The sequence below is a fragment of the Actinoplanes sp. NPDC051475 genome (genome assembly GCF_040689425.1).
In the GTDB taxonomy this organism is placed as follows: Bacteria; Actinomycetota; Actinomycetes; order Mycobacteriales; family Micromonosporaceae; genus Actinoplanes.
On record NZ_JBFAZZ010000002.1, the window covers coordinates 287,956 to 310,041 of the forward strand.

The window sequence follows — 22,086 nt, forward strand, 5'->3', positions numbered from 1 at the left end:
TTTTTGCATACGTTCACTGAGGCCTTGATCACAAGGTCGTTGCATGCCGACCGCTGCAACCCAGCGTTTCGGGCACGTCGACGGAGGTACGTAGTGCGAAAGGTAGTCGTGGGACTACTCGGCGCCGCAATGGTCACCGGTGTCGGGATTTCGCTCCCGACGGTGGCCCAGGCGGCGCCGCCGGTGGAGCCGACACCGGCGGCCAGCAAGCGGGCCGCGATGGACGACCTCCCCAACCCGGTCGAGGACAAGCGCCGCGAACTGCGTCAGGAAGCCATCAACGGCGTCCTGAAGGGCGAGATCAAGACGCAGGAGCGCGGCGGCAGCACCGTTGCGAAGGTCGGCAAGACGCGGGGCGGCGGCCTGAACGACCGCACCGTCAAGGCGGCCGGCCAGGACCAGTACGTCGAGCTCAGCAACGAGCGTACTGACAAGATCTTCGTGATCCTGGCGGAGTTCGGGAACCAGCGGCACCCGAACTACCCGGACGTCGACAGCGACCCGAAGACGCCGGGCCCGACGACGTTCGAGGGCCCGCTCCACAACAAGATTCCGGCACCCGACCGCACCATGGACAACACCACGGTCTGGCAGCCGAACTACGACAAGAAGCACTACGAGGACCTCTACTTCGGCAAGGGCAAGGGCGTCGAGTCGCTCAAGACCTACTACGAGACGCAGTCGTCGGGGCGCTACAGCGTCGACGGCGAGGTCTCGGACTGGGTGAAGGTGCCCTACAACGAGGCCCGCTACGGTCGTGACTGCGACGTCAACGGCACCTGCACCGACACGAACGCCTGGGCCCTGGTCCGCGACGCCGTCAACAAGTGGGTCGCCGACCGCAAGGCCGCCGGCCGGACCGACGCGCAGATCGCCGCGGAGGTCAAGGAGTACGACAAGTGGGACCGCAACGACTACGACGGTGACGGCGACTTCAACGAGCCGGACGGCTACATCGACCACTTCCAGATCGTCCACGCCGGCGGCGACCAGTCCGACGGTGACCCGCAGCAGGGTGAGGACGCCATCTGGGCGCACCGCTGGAACGCCTTCCTGAACACGGTGGGCGTCGACGGCCCCTCGTACAACCAGTACGGCGGCACTCAGATCGGCAACACCGGCGTCTGGATCTCCGACTACACCATGCAGCCCGAGAACGGCGGCCTCAGCGTCTTCGCGCACGAATACGGCCACGACCTCGGCCTGCCGGACGACTACGACACCGACGGCGGCACGAACAACAACAGCGAGTACTGGACGCTGATGGCCCAGAGCCGTCTCTCCGGCGCGGGCGAGCCCCTCGGCACGCGCCCCGGCGACATCGGCGCCTGGAACAAGCTGCAGCTCGGCTGGCTGGACTACGAGACCGTGGTCGCGGGTCACAAGAAGACCCTCGAGCTCGGCCCGCAGGAGTACAACACGTCCAAGGCCCAAGGCGTGGTCGTGGTCCTCCCGGACAAGAAGGTCACCACTGACCTCGGCGCCCCGTTCGCGGGCACCAAGCAGTACTTCTCCGGCAACGCGGACAAGCTCAACACGTCGCTGACCCAGGCGGTCGACCTGACCGGCGCCACCTCCGGGTCGCTGGACCTGAAGGGCCGCTACTCGATCGAAGAGGGTTACGACTACCTGTACTTCGAGGTCTCGGCCGACAGCGGCACCACCTGGACCGCGGTCGACGGCACCATCGACGGCGCCCCGCTCGGCAAGGACGGCGGCGAGCCCGGCCGTCCGGCGATCACCGGCACCAGCGGTGGCGCGTGGAAGGACATCCACATCCCGCTCGACGCGTACGCCGGCAAGAAGGTGCAGGTCCGCCTGCACTACCTGACCGACGGCGGCGCCTCCAAGGGCGGCTTCTTCGGCGACGACCTCACCGTCAAGGTGAACGGCGCCGCGGCCTCCACCGACGGCGCCGAGGGCACCCTCGCCTGGACGCCGGCCGGCTTCAGCGTCGTGGGTCAGACCACGACCGCGGAGTTCGACAACTTCTACATCGCGGGCAACCGCAGCTACACCTCGTTCGACAAGTACCTCAAGACCGGCCCGTACAACATCGGCTGGGCGAACACCAAGCCGGACTGGGCCGAGCACTTCGCGTACCAGCAGGGCCTGCTGATCTCGTACAACGACCAGTCGGTGGCGAACAACAACGTCAACACCCACCCCGGCTCCGGACTGAACCTGATCATCGACAGCCACCCGGCGCCGTCGTACAACCTGGAAGGTGCCCCGTGGCGGGCCCGCGTCCAGCTGTACGACGCCCCGTTCAGCCTGAACAAGGCCGACTCGTTCACGCTGCACATCAACGGCAAGCCCAGCTACGTCCGGGGCCAGGCCGCGAAGTCGACGTTCGACGACACCAAGAAGTACTTCTACGACGAGATCCCGTGGAACGGCGTCAAGCTGCCGGCCGTCGGGGTCAAGATCAAGGTGGTGTCGCAGGACGGCACCTCGATGAAGATCAAGATTTCCTGAACCACCGCACCACCTGACGCCCGGGGACCGAGGTCCCCGGGCGTCACCCTTTCTCGCCGTCGGTGGGAACCTGCCGCGCTCAACCCGGGTCTCACTCACCGGAGGTGCAACACCATGTCCCTTTTCCGTACGGCCGCAGCGACGTCCCTGGTCCTGGGGTTTCTGACAGCCTGCTCATCCACCGAGGCCGCCGATCCCGGCATCTCCGTGCCCCCCTCGCCCAGCGTCTCTCCGTCGGCCGCCGCCCCCACCCCGCCTGCCGACGCGACTAGTTCCGCCACCCCGATTCCTCCCAACTCGGTCGGCACGGGAGCGCCCCCTGGTGCGAAGAAGCCGAGCGGAATCCCCAAGACCCCGACGGACAGCATTGCCAGCCCCGGCTGGATCGACGGCCTCGTCACCCGCGGCGGCACCGGCCCCTGCTACGGCTTCGCCGACTGGGACGGCAAACCGTACGCGGTCTACTCGCCCGTCGGCACGGAGCTGAAGAAGGGCGACCACATCCGGGTCCGCTTCGTCCCCAACAAGTTGCGCATCGACTGCGGCGAGGGAACACAGGTCGTCATGGAGGCGTTCGAGCGCGTCCAGTGACCGGGACAACACCGGCGTAGCCGGGTGCCCGTACGCTGTTTCGCATGAGTTCGCAGGTGGACGAGTCGTGCGTCCTGACGGAGGGTCCCTGGACCCACCGTTTCGTCGGCGCCAACGGCAGCCGTTTCCACGTCGTCGAGGCCGGCACCGGGCCGCTCGTGCTGCTGCTGCACGGCTTCCCGGAGTTCTGGTGGGCGTGGCACGACATGCTGCCCCGGCTCGCCGACGCGGGCTTCCGCGCGGTCGCGCTCGACCTCCGCGGCTACGGCGCCAGCGACAAGCCACCCCGCGGCTACGACGGCTACACCATGGCCGCCGACGTCACCGGCCTGATCCGCGCCCTCGGCGAACGCTCCGCCATGATCGTCGGAACGGGCGCGGGCGGCATGATCGGCTGGACGGCGGCGGCCTTCCACCCCAAGATGGTCAGCCGCCTCGTGGTCCTCGGCGCAGCCCACCCGCTGCGCCTGCGCGCGGCACTCTTCGCCGACCCGCGAGGCCAGATCGCGGCAACGGCCCCCACCCTGAAGTTCCAGGTCCCCCGCTACGAACACGTCCTCACCAAGGACGACGCCGCGGTGGTCGGCGAGCTCATCGAGCGGTGGAGCGGTCCGACATGGACACAGACCCCGGAGTTCACCGACTACGCGGCCCGCTGCCGCGAGGCACTCCGGATCCCCCAGGCGGCGTTCTGCGCCCTGGAGGCGTACAGGTGGGTGTTCCGCTCGGCGTTGCGCCTCCAGGGATACCGGTTCGTGAAGCTGATGCAGAAACCCCTGACCACCCCGACCCTCCAGATGCACGGGGCGCTGGACACGGCGGTGCTGCCACGAACGGCCCAGGGATCGGGACGCTACGTGATCGCGCCGTACGAGTGGCGGCTCATCGAGAACGCGGGCCACTTCCTCCATCAGGAGGCGGCGGACGTGGTGACCGGGGAGATCCTGCGCTGGCTGAAGGCCTGAGCCGGCTCGCCTAGACCCGGTGCTCGTAGAGCTCGCTCACCTCGTGGGCGGGGGCCCAGCCCTGATACACCCCGAAGTCGAACTCCTCCAGCCCCAGCGACCGCGCCACGGGACCCCGGCCGCCGGTGTACTCCACCCGTAGCCAGCTGTCGGCCTCGGCGAGGACGATGAACGGCTCGCCGCGCCAGGAGCAGGTCGTACGGACGTACACGAGATCGCTGAACTCCCCGGACCGCAGCACCCGGACGTAGCGTCCCGGCTGCACTTCCTCGAAGCCGTCGGCGGACTCGGGGGCATAGATGCGCACGTTCTCGCCGTCGGGCGCGGCGTCGTACTCGCGCCCGTGCCAGGTCACGACGTACCCGTCACGCATCGCCGTCTCCCTCCACGCGCACTGCCCTCACTCGCCTTTGCTCCCGCGGCGCTCTCGCTTCGCCCATCGGCGTCACTCGCTGACCCGGCGCCAGACCGGGGCGTCGCAGTCGAAGACGGCGAGCAGGCGCTCCTGCCCCTCGGCGTCGAGGTGCCACAACTGGGCCCCGTGCGGCAACCGGACACTGTCCACCTTGAACTCGGCGATGACGTCCTTGCCCTCACCCGGCGCAAACCCGTTACCCCGGAACGGCGGGCGCTCGATCACCCACCCGTCCATGGCGCGCAGCGCCTGCTCGCTCTGCCCGCCGTACGGAATGCGGTAAAGACTCGGCCGGAAAGCCGGCCAGCGAAGCACGAAGGCCTCCTTGGCATCGGCCTGATAGGGCGACCCGTCGTAAAGCAGCCCGAGCGCGGCGAACAGCTCTTCAGGACTCCGCAGATGCTCCACCTCGGCGGCGCGGTGCACGAACCCGGCCACCCGGTCGTATCCCCGCTCCAAGTAGTAGTCGACCTGCTCGGCCGGAACCGCCTTCTGCATCGTGGTAGGCCGCGCATCGGTCTCACCCGCCTGCTCCGGCACAACAGCAGCATCGACTTCCTCGACCGGCTCCCCGCCGAGCCCGGCCTCGATCGCCCAGCTGGCCAGCGCGATGACCTGCGGCCCCGGATACTTCGCCCCGACCGCGGTGCCAGGGTTCACGGCGAAGGACCAGGCCGGGTCGGGCCAGTTCCGAATCAGATCAACGAACCGGACGGCGACGGTACGCGCAGGCTCGGCGTAGTGATCGCTCAGCCGGTCCGGGCTCGTGAAGACGACCAGGAACCGCTCCCCGTCCATCTCCTCGGTCCGGAACGCAAACCCAGCCTCCCCGAGCGAGCTTCCCGGGCGCGAATCGGGCGCGACCGGCACCAGAACGGTGGCGAGCAGCAGCGTGGAGAGGAAGGCATCGGTGCTGTGATCGAGCGTCGCCTGGTAGAGGTCCCGCTCGACCTCGTTGGCGGCAATGAAGTCATCCTCGTCCGCGGCGTACGCCGGAGGCGCGATGCGGCCGCTTGCTTGCGCGCTCTTGGAGGGCGCGCCACCGGCTTCTCCGGCCTGCGCCGGGGGGCCTGCCTGGGGCATCGATCCGCCGAGGGCTCCCACGGAGGGTCCGGCCTGAGGCGCTGATCCCCCGGCGCCGCCGGCCCCTGCCGCCTGATCGGCCATCCCGGCGGCTTCCACCGACGGACCGGCCATCCCGCCGGCTTCCACCGACGGACCGGCCTGAGACGCTGATCCTCTGGCCCCGCCGACTTCGGCCGAGGCACCGGGCGGGGGCGCGGGGACCCGCTCGGCCTGGGCCTGGGACGCCGTGCGAGGTGCCTCGAAGCGCTGGGTATCCGCCGTGGAACGGCCGGTCTCTCCCGGCGCCAGCCCGCCGCCGGGCCGGCTCCCTCCGGTCGGCCGGGTGGGAAGACCACTCCCCGACGAGACACCGGGAATCGTCGGGCGGACTGCCGGTTCGGGGACGCTCGTACGGTTGGCACCGCCCGCACCCGGAATCACGGGCGGAGCGATACTCGCCTGCGGTGGACGGGCGGCCGGACTCGACCCTGCCGGGCTCTCTGCCGGGTTGGTCGGGGATGCACCGGCCTCGCCCTTCGCCGCGAGGGCTTGAGCAGCCGCGGCCATGCTGGGAGGACGCTCCGAGGACGAACCCACCTGCCGGCGCGGGAGACCACCCGGGCCCGCGGTTTCACCAGCCTGTTCGCTGGTGGCGCTGTCGCGACCGGCGTTCGTTCCTTGGTCGGCGGCCGTGGCGCCCTGGCCTGGGGCCGTCGTGGCGTTCTGACCTGGGGCCGTCGTGGCGTTCTGGCCGGGAGTCGCTTCCTGGCCGGGAGCCGCTTCCTGGCCGGCGCCCGCGTTGCCGGTCGCCGCGCCGCCGGACTGCTCGCGCTGCGCGAGGTGGCTAGGAACAGGCGGAGTCTGCGCCATCGGCGTGCGAGTCGGTAGAGGCCCATCCGGTCGCTGCAAGGGCGGCAGGTCGGCGCTCTCCCGATCGCCGCTGCCCTTTGCACCGCCACTATTCGGCCGGGCGTCAGCACCCCCGGGCGGCGTCTCTCCACCGCTCGGCCGGTCTCCACCGCTCGGCCGGGCGGGAGCACCACCGCGGCTACCCAGCGCGTCGAGGGCACTCGCACCACTCGACGGAGCCGGCATCCCGGACCTGCTGGCCAGGGCATCCAGCGCACTCCCCGGAGGAACCGCCGACCCGGAACCCGGGCCACGGCCACCGGACGCACCGGAAGCTGGGGGAACGGGGGCCGGGCTGTAGGACGCAGGGACGTCCGCGCCGGGGCGTGCCGGCCTGTCCTGCCCGGTACTGAAGCCACTGAAGGAGGAGGAGCTGCCAGGCCCACCCATCCCAGGCGGCGTGGCCGGTACGCGCGACGGCAACCCACTGGGAAGGACGGCGCCCGGAGTACGCACGGGAAGCCCGCCCGGACCGGCCGGCGACGCATCGGCCGGACCGGTCCCAGACTCGGGTCCGCCGTACCGTCCGGCGCCGCTCGCCGCTACTGCGCCTTGACCAGCGGAAACGCCACCGGAACGGGCAGCGTGCGCGTCCCCCGGGTCCTGGTTACCAGCGTCTGAGCCGGGTCCGTATCCGCCCACGCCCGCCGTACCAGGTCCGTATTCGCCGGCACGCGCGGCGCCTGCGGCATATGCGCCGGATTCGGTGCCGTTGGCGGGTGCCGTACCCGAAGATGGGTCGCCCGACATGGGGCCACCCGACTCCGGTGAGGCGTAGTTCTGGGCCGCGGCCGCGTTGGCGGCCATCGCGGCAGCGTGAAGATCCTTCATCCGGTCGGTCGCGTTGGCGCCGTCCCGAGCGGGCCCGCGCTTCGGAAGCCGCAGGTCACCACGGCTGAGCTGGGCCACGAACCAGGCCGGGAGGTAGCCCTCGATCGGCAGGCCGGGATTGACCGCCAGCCACCATTCGAGGTTGGGCCAGGTCTCCGCAAGTTCCGAGTACGCGACCCGCCGCGCAGAACCGGCGTAATCAGACAAGCAAGCCTGAAGTGCCGACGGCGACGTGAACGCCAGCACGTGCGTACGGCCGCCGGTGCTCCACGTGCCCCAGCCCATCGGCGCGAGACCTGCGAGAGCGTCCGCCGAGACGGGCAGGAGCAGGTCGACGCCGGCGAGAATGCGGAAGTAGGACTCCTGGTCGTCGGTGCGCAGGGCGTTGCGCATCGCGACTTCGGCGTCCGTACCCGGTTCCCACTCGGTCACGTCCACCTCTCCCTTCGCGGCGAACGGGCCACCTCAACGCGTACAACCTACAAGGTCAGGCCCCGATCACAATGGGCGGCTGCGTGGATACAGCCAACCAGGCTTTGCCCCCGCGCAACAGTCGCGTAAAGACACGATCCGATGACCATAAGTAGCCGCATTCCGGAAGGGGTCGGAACACGTCAACACCGGTGGTCGTGGTGGGGCCGACCCGCGGCGAGGCGATCGTCGGCCCAGCGCGTCACGTCGAAGGACTTCAGCCCGGCCGGCAAAGCCCTCGGCCCGGGTACCCGAGGCCCGCACCCAAGACCCGCACCCAACACCCGCACCCGAGACGCACTCGCGACACGCACCCGAGAACGGCAACGGCCGAGCACTCCCCCAGCGGGAAGGCCCGGCCGTACCGTGCAGATCAGCCCGCGAAGCGCTTCTCCGCGTTGCCTTCGGTCGTCGCGTAGTCCTGCGCCGCCTGGTCCACCGCGACCTTGATGTCGCGAAGGATGTTCTTGAGGTCCGTGGACGCTACGGTCCACTTCTGCTGACGCTGGGCGTACGCGTCCTGCGCCTGGCCCTCCCACGTCGCGACCAGCGGGCGCGCGTCGGCCTCGAGCTGGCTCAGCTGCGACTCCAGGTCGTTCACAGCCTTGTGGATGTCGGCGCCGGCCTGAGCCAGGGCGCCGAAGTTCACGCGGAGCAATCCGTCGTTCATTGAGTGATCCTCCCCCGCCGTCAGTTCTCGAGCGGCAGGCTGTAGCCGCCGCCACCAGCCTTGGTCACCGTGCCGGCGGCCGAGCTGTCGGTGTTCTCGTAGCTGACACCCGAGGTGCGAATCGCTTCGGCGGTGTCGGCCAGGGCCTTGTTCAGGTCGGCCAGATCCCGCTGGTACTGGTTCTTGACCGTCTCGAAAGCCCGGCCACCGGCGCCGACCCACGCGGTCTGCAGCACCGAGAGCTCCGACATGAGCTTGTTGAGCATCGAAGTCAACGTGCTGTTGACCTGATCGAACTTCGCGGCGGTCTGCGCCATCACCGCGGATTCTGCCTGCGTCTGGGCCACCCCGGACGTCACCCCGCTTTCTCTGTCGTCTGTCGTGCGCCGGGTCCTGAATGGACGGGTCGTGCCTGGTGGACGACGGGCCGGTGCATCGACGTGGCCCCCAGGTTAGCCCCTTCCGCAAACCGGTGGGGGGCACCCCTGAGCAGCCCTTTTTCGTTCCGCAGACCGACGGTAGCGGTACGGAGCCGGTCACCGTAACCCGGAACGTCAGCCTGTGGATATCGATGTCCGAGTTATCCACAGCCACCCCCCACCCCGGACCGCCGCCCCATACGATGGGTCCCCGCAAGGAAAAACGCACGATCGGAGGGCGGCGCAGGTGACGGCAGAGGTGGCGAGCGACCGCAGCTTCCCCGAGCTCGGCGGTGCCGGTCAGCGCCTACCCAAGATCCGCTCCCCCCTTGTCCGACATGGGCGCTTCTTCGGTATTCGCACTAGTCAGTTGGTCAGCACCCAGGTGGCCGCCGTGGCCTTACTGATCGGCGCCACCAACGGCCCCATCGCACTCGGCGCGGCGGTGTTCGTGGCGGTGGTGCTGCTCGCCATCACGTGGCTGCGCCTTCGCGGCCGGTGGGCCTTCGAGTGGCTGGGCACCGCGGCGCAATATGCGGGCCGCCGGCACCTCGTCTCCGTCGATGCGAATCCGACCGCTCTGCTCGCATTTGTCGCACCGGGATCCCGCGTCGAGCAGACGGAGCTAGCCGGCGACCCCGCCGCGATCATCGTCGACGAGCACGGCCTCACCAGCGTCCTGGAGGTCGGAGACCCCGCCGGCCTGCTGGCCGAGGACGCCGTCACCATGCCCTCTCCCGCCGGGCTGCTGCCGCCCGCGAGCGCCGAGCACCCACCGTGCCGCATCCAGCTCGTTCTCACCGGTGCTCCCGCGCCTTCGCTGCGGGCCGGCAGCGGGACGCCCGCCAACTCGTACCGTCAATTGACCGAGGGCCGGCTCCTCGGGCACAGCCGTGCCCACCTCGCCGTGCGCGTTCTGCGCGCCGAGGGCTGGTCGGAGGAAGATCTCCGGCGCGCGCTGTCCGGTCTGGTGCGCAAGCTGGTGCGGCGGCTGGCACCGACCCCGGCGCGGCCCCTCGGCGAGGCGGCGGCCCTGCGAGTGATCGCCGAGCTGTCCCACGACGACGGCGTCGGCACGGCCCAGGAGACCTGGCCGGGCCTGCAGGTGGGTGGCATGACGCAGGCCACATTCCGCCTGCACCGCTGGCCTGATCTGCGCATCGAGACCTCGCGACGCATCATCACCCGCACGCTGGCCCTGCCCGCGGCGGCCACGACGGTCGCGCTGGGTGCCGGCCCACGCTCCTCCACGGGTACGGACACAGCAGTCGACCTGACCATCCGCATCGCCGCGCCGGACGCCACCACGCTGTCGTTCGCCGCCCAGACGCTGCGCAAACTCCTCGCCGCCGAGCGAGCCACCGCCCGGCGCCTCGACGGCGAACACCTCGACGGCCTGACCGCCACGCTGCCCCTGGGCATCCCGACGGCTCCGGCCGTACCCGGTCGCCCCGGCCTCGACGACAACCCGGCGGACGAGCTGGACAACCTCGACCTGCCCCTCGGCAACGCGGGCCTGATGATCGGCAGCAACCGCCACGGAGACCCGGTCGTAGCCCGCCTCTTCCGGCCGGAACAGACCCGCGCCCTCCTCGTCGGCGGCGTGCGCTGCGCCCAGCTCTTGTCGCTCCGAGCCATGGCCCTGGGCGCCCGCGTGGTGGTCCAGACAGCCCGCCCGCAGGCCTGGGAGCCCTTCGTACGCGGCGCGGCGGTCCCCGGCGAGTCGATCGCGGTGATCCCGCCAGGCCGCGCGATGGACGTCCCCCCGGGCTCCGCCCTGCACCCCCTGCTCATGGTGGTGGACATCGGCCCCGTAGGCGCGGACAACCGCCCAGGCGCCGGCTGGCAGGCCACCCTGGTCGTCCGCGACGAGTTCAGTCCCGCGGACGCGGACCTGGCCTCCCGAGCCGACCTCCTGCTCGTCCAGCCCCTCCGCCAGGAAGAAGCCCAACTCGTAGGCGCCGCCCTCGGCCTGGGCGAAACAGCCAAATGGCTCACCCAGATCCGCCCGGACATGGTCGGCGTCATCAACCGCCGCGCGGTCCGCTGGGCCGCCCTCTCCCAGACCCCGATCGAAGCCCAGCTGATCGGCCCCCCGGTACGCGACTGACCCACCCCAAACGCGCGAAGCTAGGCCGAGCCGCGAGGTCATCCCTGGCGGCACACGGCCAGCCATCCCGGGTCCGCGTCCGCGCTGGCCCCGAGACGAGGCTGGCCGTGCAGGCGGCCGCGCAGGCGCCCTGGCGGAACGGACCGCGATGCCGCGCGGCGCGAGCGGGACGAGGCCGTTGGATGGCTGGGCCGCGCAGGTGGCCGCCCGGTGCCGTGGCTGGCCTGGCCGCGCCGGCGCCGTGGCTGGCCTGGGCCGCGCGCCGGGCACAGGAACCCGGGCCGCCAAGCCGCGACTGAACGGCCATCGGACCCACGCACCGGGCATCGGGCATCGGGTGCCGCATTCAGGCACGCGGCCCGGGCAACAGGTGACTGGCACCAGGCAACAAGTCACTACGCACGCTATGCCGTCGAGCCACCGAGCCGGAGCCCCCTGCTGGACACGATGGTCACCGCGGCCGACACCTAACGAACCCGTCGATTCGATGACTTTCTCGACTAGCGCCAACAAGATCGTGGAGTGTTGCTGCTCTTGGTGGCCCGGGCGTGGCACCATCGCGAGCCATGGGCATCATCATCCGGCTGGTGATCACCGCGGTATCGCTGTGGATCGCCACCTTGGTCATCGACGGCATCCGACTTACCACCGATTCCACACCGGGGAAGGTCGGCACTCTCCTGGCCGTCGCCGTCATCTTCGGCATCGTCAACGCGGTGCTGCGCCCGATCATCAAGACGATCGGGTGCGGACTCTACGTGCTGACCCTGGGCCTGATCTCGGTGGTGATCAACGGCCTGCTCTTCCTGCTCACCAGCTGGATCGCGGGCCGTTTCGACCTGCCGTTCCACGTCGACGACTTCTGGCCCTCCGCGGTCTTCGGCGCCCTGCTCGTCGGCGTCGTGAGCTGGCTGCTCAACATGCTCGTCCCCGACGGCGGCGACGACTGACGGCCCCAACGACTGACACCCCGACGAACCCGGAAGCGGCACTCGGACCCGCAACGGCATGGCCGGAAGCATCGCGGCCGTGCCGGGGGCCGGCCGGGCCAGCGAAGCGGCCGGGCCAGCAGGCGGCCCCGGCCGTGGGGCGCCCAAGCCGCCAGCGAGCACAACTGCACGCCCGCAGAACGACGGGCAAACGGCGCAGCGCCCGACAACAGCACAGCGCAGTAACCCTCCCTCCCCTTAACTAAATTCCATGCTGAAAGACCGCCGCGATGGCTTCCTGCTGACCGACGATCCCGCGCTCCTCGACCACGGCCTCGTCCACCGCTGGATCTCCACCGACACCTACTGGGCCGCGGGCCGCAACCGCGACACCATGGACCGCGCGATCGCCGGGTCCGAGGTCGCCGGGATCTACCGGGAACCGATCACCGGCAGGTCGCCTTCGCCCGGATCGTCTCGTCACCGATGGTGTCGTCTTCGCGTACCTCTGTGATGTATATGTCGATCCTGATCTTCGCGGCCGGGGGCTCGGGCGCTGGCTCGTCGCCGCCGTCCGCGACGACCTCGCCGCTCGGGGACTCACGCGGCTGCTGCTGGTCACCAAGACCGCTCAAGGTGTGTACGCACCACTCGGCTTCGCTCCTGTCGACCCGGAGCGGTGGATGCTCTGCGAGCTGGTGACCTCGTGACGTTCGACATATGCAAGGACCACACCCCTGTTCGCCCCTTACGGTGATTACATGGCTGACGAGCGTCGCGGATACCTGTACGGCCTGACCGCGTACGTCTGCTGGGGTTTCTTCCCGATCTACTTCAAGCTGCTCAAGCCCGCCGGCCCCATCGAGATCCTCGCCCACCGGGTCATCTGGTCGGTCGTCTTCGTCAGCCTGCTCCTCGCTGCCCTCCGCAACTGGCGCTTCGTCGGCCGCGTGGTCCGGAACCGGCGCCTGCTCGGCGGGGTGACGCTCGCCGCTCTGCTCATCGGGGTCAACTGGGCGACCTACATCTACGGCGTCAACTCCGATCGGGTCGTCGAGACCGCCCTCGGCTACTTCATCACCCCGCTGGTCGTCGTTCTTCTCGGCGTCACCGTGCTGCGTGAACGGCTGCGGGTGTGGCAGTGGATCGCTGTCGGGGTCGGTGCCGTCGCGGTGGCCGTGCTGACCATCGACTACGGGCATCTGCCGTACATCGCGTTGCTGCTGGCGGCGAGCTTCGGGGCGTACAGCCTGGTGAAGAAGCGGTTGTCGCTGCCGCCCGCCGAGGGTTTGTTCGTCGAGTCGTTCGTCCTGGCCGTTCCCGCGCTGGCCTACCTTGCCTGGTTGAACGGGGACGCCGCCTTCGGGCACGTCTCCGGCCGGCACACCGTACTCATGATCCTGTCCGGCGTCGCCACGGCCGTACCGTTGCTGCTTTTCGCCGGTGCCGCCAACCGGGTGCCGCTGGTCGGTCTCGGCATCCTTCAGTACGTCGCGCCGATTCTGCAGTTGGGTTTCGGGGTTCTGCTCTTCCACGAGCCGATGCCGGCAGCGCGCCTCGCCGGGTTCGCGCTGGTCTGGGTCGCCCTGGCGCTCTTCACCGTCGACGGGCTGCGGAGCCGGAGGGGTCAGAGGACGGCGGCCGACCCCGCGGCCGCCACCGCGGAGCCGGCCACCGCCCTACCGCCACGCTGACGGTCCCACGGAGGAGACGGACCATCAGGGGACGTCGTAGGCCAGCAGCGTCCTGCCGTCGTTCCGGACCAGCGCCAGCCGGGACAACGCGCCTGCGGTGAAGTGCGTGACGCCCGACATGCTGAACTCCTTGCCCGGCGATGCGGTCCAGGAGCCGAGCTGCTCGCTCTCCTGATCCGGCCCGTACGCCATCAGCCGGATCGTGTAAGGCTCGGACTCGGCGTTCCCCCGGTTGTACGAGCAGACGAGGTTGACCTTCGTCCCGCCCGGCGCGCCGGCGAGGTTGATCTGCGCGGAGACCGGGACCAGCTCGTTGGCGGGCGTCATCGCCACCGTCGGACCCGGCACCGTCGGGTCGGGGGCGCCGCGGCCCGTCCAGAAGACCGCGCCGATGCCCGCCACCAGGGCCAGGCATGCCGCCGCGAGGACCCCACCCAGCACGCGCCACCGCACGCGCTTGCGTTCCTGGCGGCGGGTCGTCTGCGCGGCCGAGACAAGGACCGGCGTGCTCGTGCGCCGGCGGGGGCCCGGCGGGGGCGGGAAGTCGGGTTCCAGCAGCCGTTCGAAGTCCGCCGGGTCGAGGCGGCCGAGCAGGCCCGGCAGGACCGCGATGTCGGCCACCGCCTCGCGGCAGAACGAGCAGGTGGCGAGGTGGCGTTCGTAGGCGGCGCGTTCCGACGGGGACAGGGCGCCGAGGACGTACGCGCCGTCGTCGTGCTCGTGGTCGCATCTCATCCTGTCACCCCCATCTCGTTCAGAACCATGCGCAGCGAGCGCAGGGCATAGTGCGTCCGCGACTTGACCGTGCCGGGCGGTACGCCCAGCCGCGCAGCCGCCTCGGCCACCGAGCGCCCCTGATAGAAGCACTCGACCAGCACTTCACGATGGCTCTGGGACAACCGCCCCAGGGCCTCGGCCACCGTCCAGGCTTCCACCGCTCGGTCCGCCTCGTCCGCGCTGGGCGGAGGCTCGGGAATCATGTCCGTGACCACCTCGCCGACCCGTACCGACCGGCGCCGCCAGGCATCGATGGCCAGGTTGCGCGCGGTGGTGAACAGCCATGACCGCACCGTGCCCCGCTCAGGGTCCAGTGCTTCGGGATACCGCCAGGCCCGCAGCAGGGTTTCCTGCACGAGGTCCTCGGCCCGCTGCCGGTCGCCTCCGGAGAGGCGTACGGCGTGCGCGAAAAGGGCGTCCCCGTGCTCGTCCTGCAGAGCGCGCAGCAGCTCGGCGTCCTGATTCTCCAAGGCTGCGGACCTCCCTCGCGCGTTCCACCCTGTCTTACGGGCGCGAGGGGTCCACGGGTTCAACAGGTCATTGAACGAACAAGTTCATTCACGCGGTGGCCGCGTCGCCGGTGGACAACGCCTCCGCGACGCTGCGGGCGGCCGCGGTCAGTTTGGCGCGGACCACCCGGGCCGAGGTGAGCATCTCCGCGGCGGGCAGCGCGCACGCGAGGACCAGCCGGCGTTCCATGTCCCGGTCCGTGATGACGTTGACCGCGGCGCAGGCGAGCCCCTGGCGGAACTGGCCCATCTCGAGCTGCATCCCCCGCCGCTCGCCGGCGGCCAGGTCGGCCTCGAGCGCCTCGGTCGTGGTCAGCGTCGCCGGGGTGAAGGCCCGCATGCCCCAGTCGCGCAGGTACCTGGCGCGCTGGTCGGGGGTCAGCGTCGCCAGCAGCGCCTTGCCCAGCGCGGTGGCGTGGCTGCCCTCGTCGAAGCCCGGGACCATGTCGTCCATGAACGGCGAACGGGCGCCCTCGGCGCTGGCGGTGATCGCGATCCGGCCGCCGACGAACCGGCCCAGGTAGTGGCTGTAGCCCGTGTCGATCGCCGCGCGTCGCAATGCCTCGCCGACCGACGGCGGGCCGCGGAACGCGGACACCAGCTCGCGGTACCGGTCCGCGATCTCGAGGCCCACGATGTAGGTGCCGTCTTCGCGTCGGATCACGTATCCCTCGTACGCCAGGGTACGGACAAGGTGATACGTCGTGGCAACGGTCAGCTCGCATCGCCGAGCGATCTGTTTCACGGTGAGTCCGCGCGGGGCCCGACCTACCGACTCGAGCACACGCAGGGCGCGTGACACGCTCCGGATGAGATCTGACGGCTCCGCCAGGGGGTCGCGCACAGCTACCTCCGACGCCGGGGACTTACACCATATGAATAATCTTCCCCGGACGGAATGCCTGAAGCGTGTCGACCATGACCAATCTCTACGCGACGTGTGGTTCTTGACACTCAGGGTCGAAGAACGAGCGCACGACAAGCGCACGCGAGCAGCGCGAAACCACTGTGGACCGGTGCGCGGAGGTCAGCTGGTGCGGTCGGCGATGAAGTCGCACAGCGACTCCATGGCGCGACGCGGCGACCCGTCCGGCAGCGGAGCGAGCTGGGCCCGCGCCTCTTCCGCGTAGGTGCGGACGGTCTCCCGCGCCCGCTTCATCGCGCGCGACTCGCGCAGCAGCCCCAGCGCCTCGGCATGCGGGCCGTCCTCGACCAGCGGGCCCGAGGCGAGCAGCTCGCGCAGGCGCACCGCGGACGCGTCCGTGTCGTCTCCCGCCAGCGCGTAGAGCACCGGCAGCGTCGGCACACCCTCGCGCAGGTCGGTGCCCGGTGTCTTGCCCGACTGCACCGACTCCGACGCGATGTCGAGCAGGTCGTCGGAGAGCTGGAACGCGATGCCGATCGTCTCGCCGTACCCGGCAAGGGCCTCGACGTGCTCGGGCGTCGCGCCGGAGAAGAGCCCGCCGAAGCGGGCGGACGTCGCGATGAGCGACGCGGTCTTCTCGGCGATGACGTGCAGGTAGTGCTCGATGGCGTCGCTGCCGCGCGCCCCGGCCGTCTCGGCGATCTGGCCGTGCACGAGCCGGGAGAACGTCTGCGCCTGCAGGCCGACCGCCTCCGGGCCCAGCGTCGCCGCGATGTCCGCGGCGCGGGCGAAGAGGTAGTCGCCGACCAGGATGGCCACGGAGTTGCCCCAGCGGGCGTTGGCGCTCGGGGCACCGCGGCGCACGGCGGCCTCGTCCATGACGTCGTCGTGGTAGAGCGTGGCCAGGTGGGTCAGCTCGACGACCAGCGCCGCCGGCACGATCTCCGGCCGGGCCGGGTCACCGAACTGCGCCCCCAGCGCCACGATGAGCGGCCGGAACCGCTTGCCACCCGCGTCCATCAGGTGCCGTGCGGCCTCGGCGACCAGGGGGTCGGCGCTGGCCACGTTGCTGCGCAGCGCGTCCTCCACCACGGCGAGCGTCGCCGACACCGAGGCATCGACCGTCGGGTCGATGTCGAGGCCGAGCGACGTCAGCGCGCTGTCAGCAGTCACGGGTTTCACGATGCCATACGAGTAATCCTCCGGGCGTCGCAGGGGTATCAAGATCAAATTCATTTCACGGTACGGGCGCAGCGCCGCCGGAGTGCCGCACGGCGGCGCTGATTGCCTGGTCCGGCCCGGGACGCGGCCGCCGGGCGGAGCTGCCTCATAAAGCAAACAGCCCCGGCAAACGCCGGGGCTGCAGAGCATTGACGGCTATCTGACGAATTGCGCGGCGTCGTTGGTCAGATCGAGCAGCGGCGCCGGGACGACACCGAGGGCGAAGGTCGCGATGACACCGATCGCCAGGGCCGCCGAGGTGTAGAAGCCCGGGATCGACACCGTCGGGGTGCTCTCGCTCGGCTCCGACAACCACATCAGCACGATGACCCGCAGGTACGGGAACGCCAGCACCATGCTGGTGATCACACCGAAAATGACCAGCCAGGTCTGCCCGCCCTCGATCGCCGCTCCGAAGACCGCGAACTTGCTCGTGAAGCCGCTGGTCAGCGGGATGCCCGCGAAGGCCAGCAGGATGAACGAGAAGACGCCGGCGAACAGCGGGCTCTTGCGGCCCAGGCCGGCCCAGCGGGACAGGTGTGTGGCCTCGCCCTCGGCGTCGCGTACGAGCGAGACGATGCCGAACGCCGCGAGCACCGAGAAGCCGTACGCGACCAGGTAGAACATCGTGCTGGACAGGCCCTCCTTGTTGAGCGCCAGGACGCCCACCAGCAGGTAGCCCGCGTTGGCGATCGACGAGTACGCCAGCAGCCGCTTCATGTCGGTCTGGGTGACCGCCAGCACCGCGCCGACGAACATCGTGAGGACGGCGATGACGCCGAGCACCGGCTGGAAGTTCCAGCCGACCCCGTCGAACGCCACGTAGAGCACCCGCAGCAGGGCACCGAACGCGGCGACCTTGGTGCAGGCCGCCATGAGCGCGGTGATCGGCGTCGGGGCGCCCTGGTAGACGTCCGGGGTCCACACGTGGAACGGCGCCGCGGCGCTCTTGAAGAGCAGGCCGATGGAGACCAGCGCCAGGCCGGCGAAGAGCAGCACCTCGCTGCGGGCCGGGTCGGCCACTGCGGCGTGGATCGACGCGAGGTCCACCGCGCCGCTGAAGCCGTAGATGAGCGCCACCCCGAAGAGGAAGAACGCCGAGGCGTACGAGCCCAGCAGGAAGTACTTCAGGGCCGCTTCCTGGCTCAGCAGGCGGCGCCGGCGGGCCAGCGCACAGAGCAGGTACAGCGGCAGCGAGAACACCTCGAGCGCCACGAACATGGTCAGCAGGTCGTTCGCCGCGACGAACAGCAGCATGCCGCCCAGCGCGAAGATCGTCAGTGGGTACACCTCGGTGGCCCCGGGCTGACCGCCGGCCTGCCGCAGGTCCTTCTGCGAGCCGACGGTGATCGCGGCCTGGGAGACGAACGCGCCGCCGGCCTCGATGGACCGCTCGCCGATCAGCAGCAGCGAGACGATGCCCAGCAGCAGGATCGAACCCTGCAGGAACAGCATCGGCCCGTCGACGGCGACCGCGCCGCCGATCGTGACGATCCGCTTGTCGCGCACCCAGATCACCACGACCAGCGCGGCGACCAGGGACAGCAGCGCCAGCCCGAGCTGCACGCCGTGCCGGCGGGTCTTCGGCACCAGGGCCTCGAACAGGACGCCGACGCAGGCCGCCCCGAAGAGGATCAACATCGGCGCCAGCGCCGCGTAGTCGATCTCGGGCAGTTTGAGGTCTCCCATGGCTACCGCGCCACCTTTCCGTTCGCGACCGCCGGCGGCACCGGGTCGGTCGTGCCGACGTCCTGCATCGTCGCCTGGACCGCCGGGTTGATCACATCGGTGACCGGCTTCGGGTAGAAGCCGAGGAGCAGCAGCAGGAGCACCAGCGGCGCGACGACCACCTTCTCGCGCAGCGTGATGTCCTTCTGCATCGCCGGGACCTCGGTCAGCGCCGGGTTAAGCGTGCCCTGCGTCGTGCGCTGGAACATCCAGAGCACGTACGCGGCGGCGAGGATGATGCCGACCGTGGCGATGACCGCGTAGACCTTGTGGGTGGTGAAGGTGCCGATCAGCACCAGGAACTCGCTGATGAACGGCGCCGTGCCGGGCAGGGCCAGCGAGGCGAGGCCGGCGAAGAACAGCACGCCGGCGAGGACCGGGACGAGCTTGCCGGCGCCGCCGAAGTCGCTGACCAGCGCCGAGCCGCGGCGGGCCACGAACATGCCCACCACGAGGAAGAGCAGGCCGGTGGCGAGGCCGTGGTTGACCATGTAGAGCACCGAGCCGGTGCCGGCCTGGGTGGTGAAGGCGAAGATGCCGATGCCGATGAACCCGAAGTGGGCGATCGACGTGTACGACACCAGCCGCTTGAGATCGTTCTGGCCGACCGCCAACAGGGCGGCGTAGATGATCCCGATGACGCCGAGGATCAGCGCCGCCGGGGCGAACCAGCGCGACGCCTCCGGGAAGAGCGGAAGGCAGTAGCGCAGGATGCCGAAGGTGCCGACCTTGTCCAGCACGCCGACGAGCAGCGCGGCGGCGGGCGCCGGGGCGGCACCACCGGCGTCGGGCAGCCAGGTGTGGAACGGGAAGAACGGCGCCTTGACCGCGAACGCGATGAAGAAGCCGAGGAACAGCCACCGGGCGGTGTCCGTCTCGAACGCCGCGGAGGCGTCCTTGAGGCTGGTCCAGTCGAACGTGTGGCCGCCGACCACCCATAGGCCGATGACGGCGGCCAGCATGAAGAGGCCGCCGACCAGCGAGTAGAGGAAGAACTTCACCGCGGCGTACTGGCGGCGCTGGCCGCCGTACGAGCCGATGATGAAGTACATCGGCACCAGCATGACCTCGAAGAACACGTAGAAGAGGAAGACGTCGGCGGCCGCGAAGACGCCGATCATCGTGCACTCGAGGGTCAGCAGCAGCGCGAAGTACGTCGGCACCGACCGCTGGGTCTCGTCGATGTCGTTCCAGGACGCCAGGATGACCAGCGGCACGAGCACCGCGATCAGCACCAGCATCACCAGGGCGATGCCGTCGGTGGCGAACGTGAACCGGGCGTCCCAGGTGGGGATCCACTGGTAGGACTCACGGAACTGGAATCGGTCGCCGTCGACCTGGAATGCCACCCACATGCCGATGCTCAGCGCGAGCACCACCAGCGACCACGCCAGGGCCACCGTCTTGGCGAGGTTGCCCTTGCCGCGCGGGATGAAGGCCACCACTGCCGCGCCCACCAGCGGGAGCAGCGTCAGGATGGACAGGAACGGGAAGTCCTTCATTACGCCAACCACCCCAGCTGGATCGCGAGGAACGCGCCGACGACCAGCACGGCGCCGGTGAGCATGGACAACGCGTACGAACGGACGAAGCCGGTCTGGAGCCGGCGCAGGCGCCCGGAGCTCCCGCCGACGGCGGCCGCAAGGCCGTTGACCACGCCGTCGATGCCCTTGTTGTCGAGGAAGACCAGGGCGCGGGTCAGGTAGATGCCGGGCCGCTCGAACACCGCCTCGTTGAACGCGTCGGTGTAGAGGTTGCGGCGGGCGGCCCGCACGACCACGCCGGCCGGCTGCTCCTGCTCGGCGGTGCCGTTGCGGAACAGCGCCCAGGCCAGGCCTGCGCCGGCCAGCGTGACCACGATCGACAGGATCGTGATCAGCGTGTGGCCCAGGACCGGGACGGCCTCGGCCTCCTCCTGCCCGAAGACCGGCTCCAGCCAGTCCGGCACCGACGAGGCCATGAGCCCACCGGCCACGATCGAGCCGAGCGCCAGCAGCATCAACGGCACGGTCATGATGTACGGCGACTCGTGCGGCTCCTTGATGTCCTCGGTCCAGCGCTTCGGCCCGTGGAACGTCAGGATGAAGAGCCGGGTCATGTAGAACGCGGTGAGCCCGGCGCCGAGCAGGGCGGCCATGCCGTACAGCCAGGCGGTCCAGCCGTCGCGCTCGAAGGCCGCCACGATGATCGGCTCCTTGGAGAAGAAGCCGGACAGCGGCGGGATGCCGATGATCGCGAGCCAGCCCATCATGAAGGTGAGCCAGGTCCACCTCATGTACTTGTGCAGCCCGCCGAAGCGCCGGATGTCGACCTGGTCGTGCATCCCGTGCATGACCGAACCGGCGCCGAGGAACATGTTGGCCTTGAAGAAGCCGTGCGCGAGCAGGTGGATGATGGCCAGCGCGTACGCCGCCCCGCCGAGCCCGACGCCGAGGAACATGTAGCCGATCTGACTGACCGTCGACCAGGCGAGGACGCGCTTGATGTCGTCCTTGGCCGCGCCGATGACGCAGCCCATCAGCAGGGTGATCGCGCCGACGCTGACCACGATCGTCTGCAGGGTGGCGTTCGCCGTGAAGATCGCGTGCGAGCGGGCGATCAGGTAGACGCCGGCGGTGACCATGGTCGCCGCGTGGATCAGGGCGGAGACCGGGGTCGGGCCCTCCATGGCGTCCGGGAGCCAAGCCTGCAGCGGGAACTGGCCGGACTTACCGGCGGCGCCGAGCAGCAGCAGGATGCCCATGACCAGCACGGTGCCGCCGGAGAGCGCGGAGACGTGGTTGAAGACGTAGTCGTACTGGGTGCTGCCGAGCGTGGCGAACATCAGGAAGATGCCGACCGCCAGGCCGGCGTCGCCGACCCGGTTCATCAGGAACGCCTTCTTGCCGGCGGTGGCCGCGGACGGCCGGGTGTACCAGAACGAGATCAGCAGGTACGACGCGAGACCGACGCCCTCCCAGCCGAAGTAGAGCATCACGTAGTTGTTGCCGAGAACCAGCAGCAGCATCGCCGCGACGAAAAGGTTGAAGTAACCGAAGAACTTCCGCCGCCCGGGGTCGTGCTCCATGTAGCCGACCGCGTACAGGTGGATGAGCGAGCCGACCCCGGTGATCAGCAGGACGAACACGCCGGCCAGCGGGTCGAACAGCAGCCCGAAGTCGACGTGCAGGTTGCCCACCACGATGAAGTCCCACATGCTCTGCTGTGCCGAGCGGTGCTCCTCCGCGAGGCCGCCCAGCTTGAAGAACATCGACAGGCCGAGGACGAAGGTCACGGCCACCGCCAGCACGCCGAGCCAGTGGCCCCACTTGTCGGCCTTCCTGCCGAGCAGCAGGAGGACCGCCGCGCTGGCGAGCGGAATGGCGACAAGCAGCCAGATTCCGCTCAAGAGCCCCGTCGCGTGGGCGTACTCCACTGTCTGTTCCACGTGAAGGCCCCT

Annotated in this window: 18 protein-coding genes and 2 pseudogenes; 8 read left to right on the top strand and 12 right to left on the bottom strand. The window is 69.9% G+C overall.

The annotated features are described in order from the left end of the window. Positions 1-108: 108 nt before the first annotated feature. The 3 genes from AB0368_RS05810 (at position 109) to AB0368_RS05820 (ending at position 4,034) form a co-directional block, all read left to right on the top strand. Positions 109-2,478 (top strand): immune inhibitor A domain-containing protein, encoded by a 2,370-nt coding sequence (locus AB0368_RS05810; protein ID WP_366152918.1) that lies wholly within the window; start codon positions 109-111, stop codon positions 2,476-2,478. Positions 2,479-2,592: 114 nt separating this feature from the next. Continuing rightward, positions 2,593-3,069 carry a hypothetical protein gene (locus tag AB0368_RS05815; protein ID WP_366152624.1) on the top strand — a complete coding sequence of 159 codons (477 nt, stop codon included), beginning with the start codon at positions 2,593-2,595 and terminating at the stop codon, positions 3,067-3,069. 44 nt (positions 3,070-3,113) lie between these two features. Then, complete coding sequence (locus AB0368_RS05820; protein ID WP_366152625.1) at positions 3,114-4,034, top strand: alpha/beta hydrolase; 921 nt, start codon at positions 3,114-3,116, stop codon at positions 4,032-4,034. A gap of 10 nt (positions 4,035-4,044) precedes the next feature. Here AB0368_RS05820 and AB0368_RS05825 read toward each other — a convergent pair whose 3' ends face one another. The 5 genes and pseudogenes from AB0368_RS05825 to AB0368_RS05845 form a co-directional block, all read right to left on the bottom strand. Further along, positions 4,045-4,407: a hypothetical protein gene (locus AB0368_RS05825; RefSeq protein WP_366152626.1), complete on the bottom strand. Its 363-nt coding sequence runs from the start codon at positions 4,405-4,407 to the stop codon at positions 4,045-4,047. A 72-nt stretch (positions 4,408-4,479) separates the two neighbouring features. Beyond that, positions 4,480-5,532, bottom strand: a complete 1,053-nt coding sequence (locus tag AB0368_RS05830) for an SseB family protein (protein ID WP_366152919.1) — start codon at positions 5,530-5,532, stop codon at positions 4,480-4,482. Positions 5,533-7,296: 1,764 nt separating this feature from the next. Beyond that, positions 7,297-7,686 (bottom strand): annotated as a pseudogene (locus AB0368_RS05835) (SseB family protein); the annotation flags it as partial. A 412-nt stretch (positions 7,687-8,098) separates the two neighbouring features. Further along, positions 8,099-8,395: a WXG100 family type VII secretion target gene (locus tag AB0368_RS05840; RefSeq protein WP_366152627.1), complete on the bottom strand. Its 297-nt coding sequence runs from the start codon at positions 8,393-8,395 to the stop codon at positions 8,099-8,101. Between the two features lie 20 nt (positions 8,396-8,415). Next, the gene (locus AB0368_RS05845; RefSeq protein ID WP_366152628.1) at positions 8,416-8,742 is read right to left on the bottom strand and encodes a WXG100 family type VII secretion target; all 327 of its coding nucleotides are present in this window, start codon (positions 8,740-8,742) and stop codon (positions 8,416-8,418) included. Between the two features lie 331 nt (positions 8,743-9,073). On the opposite strand from AB0368_RS05845, the gene eccE reads away from it, so the two are divergent. The 5 genes and pseudogenes from eccE to rarD all read left to right on the top strand — a co-directional run bounded on the left by eccE (position 9,074) and on the right by rarD (position 13,547). Then, entirely contained in the window at positions 9,074-10,924 is a 1,851-nt protein-coding gene (gene eccE / locus AB0368_RS05850; RefSeq protein ID WP_366152920.1) for a type VII secretion protein EccE, read from the top strand. A 566-nt stretch (positions 10,925-11,490) separates the two neighbouring features. Then, positions 11,491-11,874 (top strand): phage holin family protein, encoded by a 384-nt coding sequence (locus AB0368_RS05855; protein ID WP_366152629.1) that lies wholly within the window; start codon positions 11,491-11,493, stop codon positions 11,872-11,874. Between the two features lie 250 nt (positions 11,875-12,124). Next, positions 12,125-12,367, top strand: coding sequence for a hypothetical protein (locus tag AB0368_RS05860; RefSeq protein ID WP_366152630.1), 243 nt, complete (start codon positions 12,125-12,127; stop codon positions 12,365-12,367). Between the two features lie 43 nt (positions 12,368-12,410). Then, a pseudogene (locus AB0368_RS05865) lies at positions 12,411-12,563 on the top strand (GNAT family N-acetyltransferase); the annotation flags it as partial. A 51-nt stretch (positions 12,564-12,614) separates the two neighbouring features. After that, positions 12,615-13,547 carry an EamA family transporter RarD gene (gene rarD, locus AB0368_RS05870; protein WP_366152631.1) on the top strand — a complete coding sequence of 311 codons (933 nt, stop codon included), beginning with the start codon at positions 12,615-12,617 and terminating at the stop codon, positions 13,545-13,547. Positions 13,548-13,571: 24 nt separating this feature from the next. Here the strand turns inward: rarD and AB0368_RS05875 are convergent, their stop codons facing one another. The 7 genes from AB0368_RS05875 to nuoL form a co-directional block, all read right to left on the bottom strand. Further along, entirely contained in the window at positions 13,572-14,282 is a 711-nt protein-coding gene (locus AB0368_RS05875) for a zf-HC2 domain-containing protein (RefSeq protein ID WP_366152632.1), read from the bottom strand. Beyond that, on the bottom strand, positions 14,279-14,794 hold the full coding sequence (locus tag AB0368_RS05880) for a sigma-70 family RNA polymerase sigma factor (protein ID WP_366152633.1): 516 nt from the start codon (positions 14,792-14,794) through the stop codon (positions 14,279-14,281). The genes AB0368_RS05875 and AB0368_RS05880 overlap by 4 nt, the downstream gene beginning before the upstream one ends. Positions 14,795-14,882: 88 nt before the next feature. Continuing rightward, positions 14,883-15,677, bottom strand: coding sequence for an IclR family transcriptional regulator C-terminal domain-containing protein (locus AB0368_RS05885; protein ID WP_366152634.1), 795 nt, complete (start codon positions 15,675-15,677; stop codon positions 14,883-14,885). Positions 15,678-15,860: 183 nt separating this feature from the next. Further along, entirely contained in the window at positions 15,861-16,832 is a 972-nt protein-coding gene (locus AB0368_RS05890) for a polyprenyl synthetase family protein (RefSeq protein WP_366152921.1), read from the bottom strand. A 243-nt stretch (positions 16,833-17,075) separates the two neighbouring features. Beyond that, positions 17,076-18,608: an NADH-quinone oxidoreductase subunit NuoN gene (nuoN, locus tag AB0368_RS05895; RefSeq protein WP_366152635.1), complete on the bottom strand. Its 1,533-nt coding sequence runs from the start codon at positions 18,606-18,608 to the stop codon at positions 17,076-17,078. Between the two features lie 2 nt (positions 18,609-18,610). After that, on the bottom strand, positions 18,611-20,149 hold the full coding sequence (locus AB0368_RS05900) for an NADH-quinone oxidoreductase subunit M (RefSeq protein WP_366152636.1): 1,539 nt from the start codon (positions 20,147-20,149) through the stop codon (positions 18,611-18,613). Then, complete coding sequence (gene nuoL, locus AB0368_RS05905; RefSeq protein WP_366152637.1) at positions 20,149-22,074, bottom strand: NADH-quinone oxidoreductase subunit L; 1,926 nt, start codon at positions 22,072-22,074, stop codon at positions 20,149-20,151. Before nuoL ends, AB0368_RS05900 begins: the two co-directional genes overlap by 1 nt. Between the last annotated feature and the right edge of the window lie 12 nt (positions 22,075-22,086).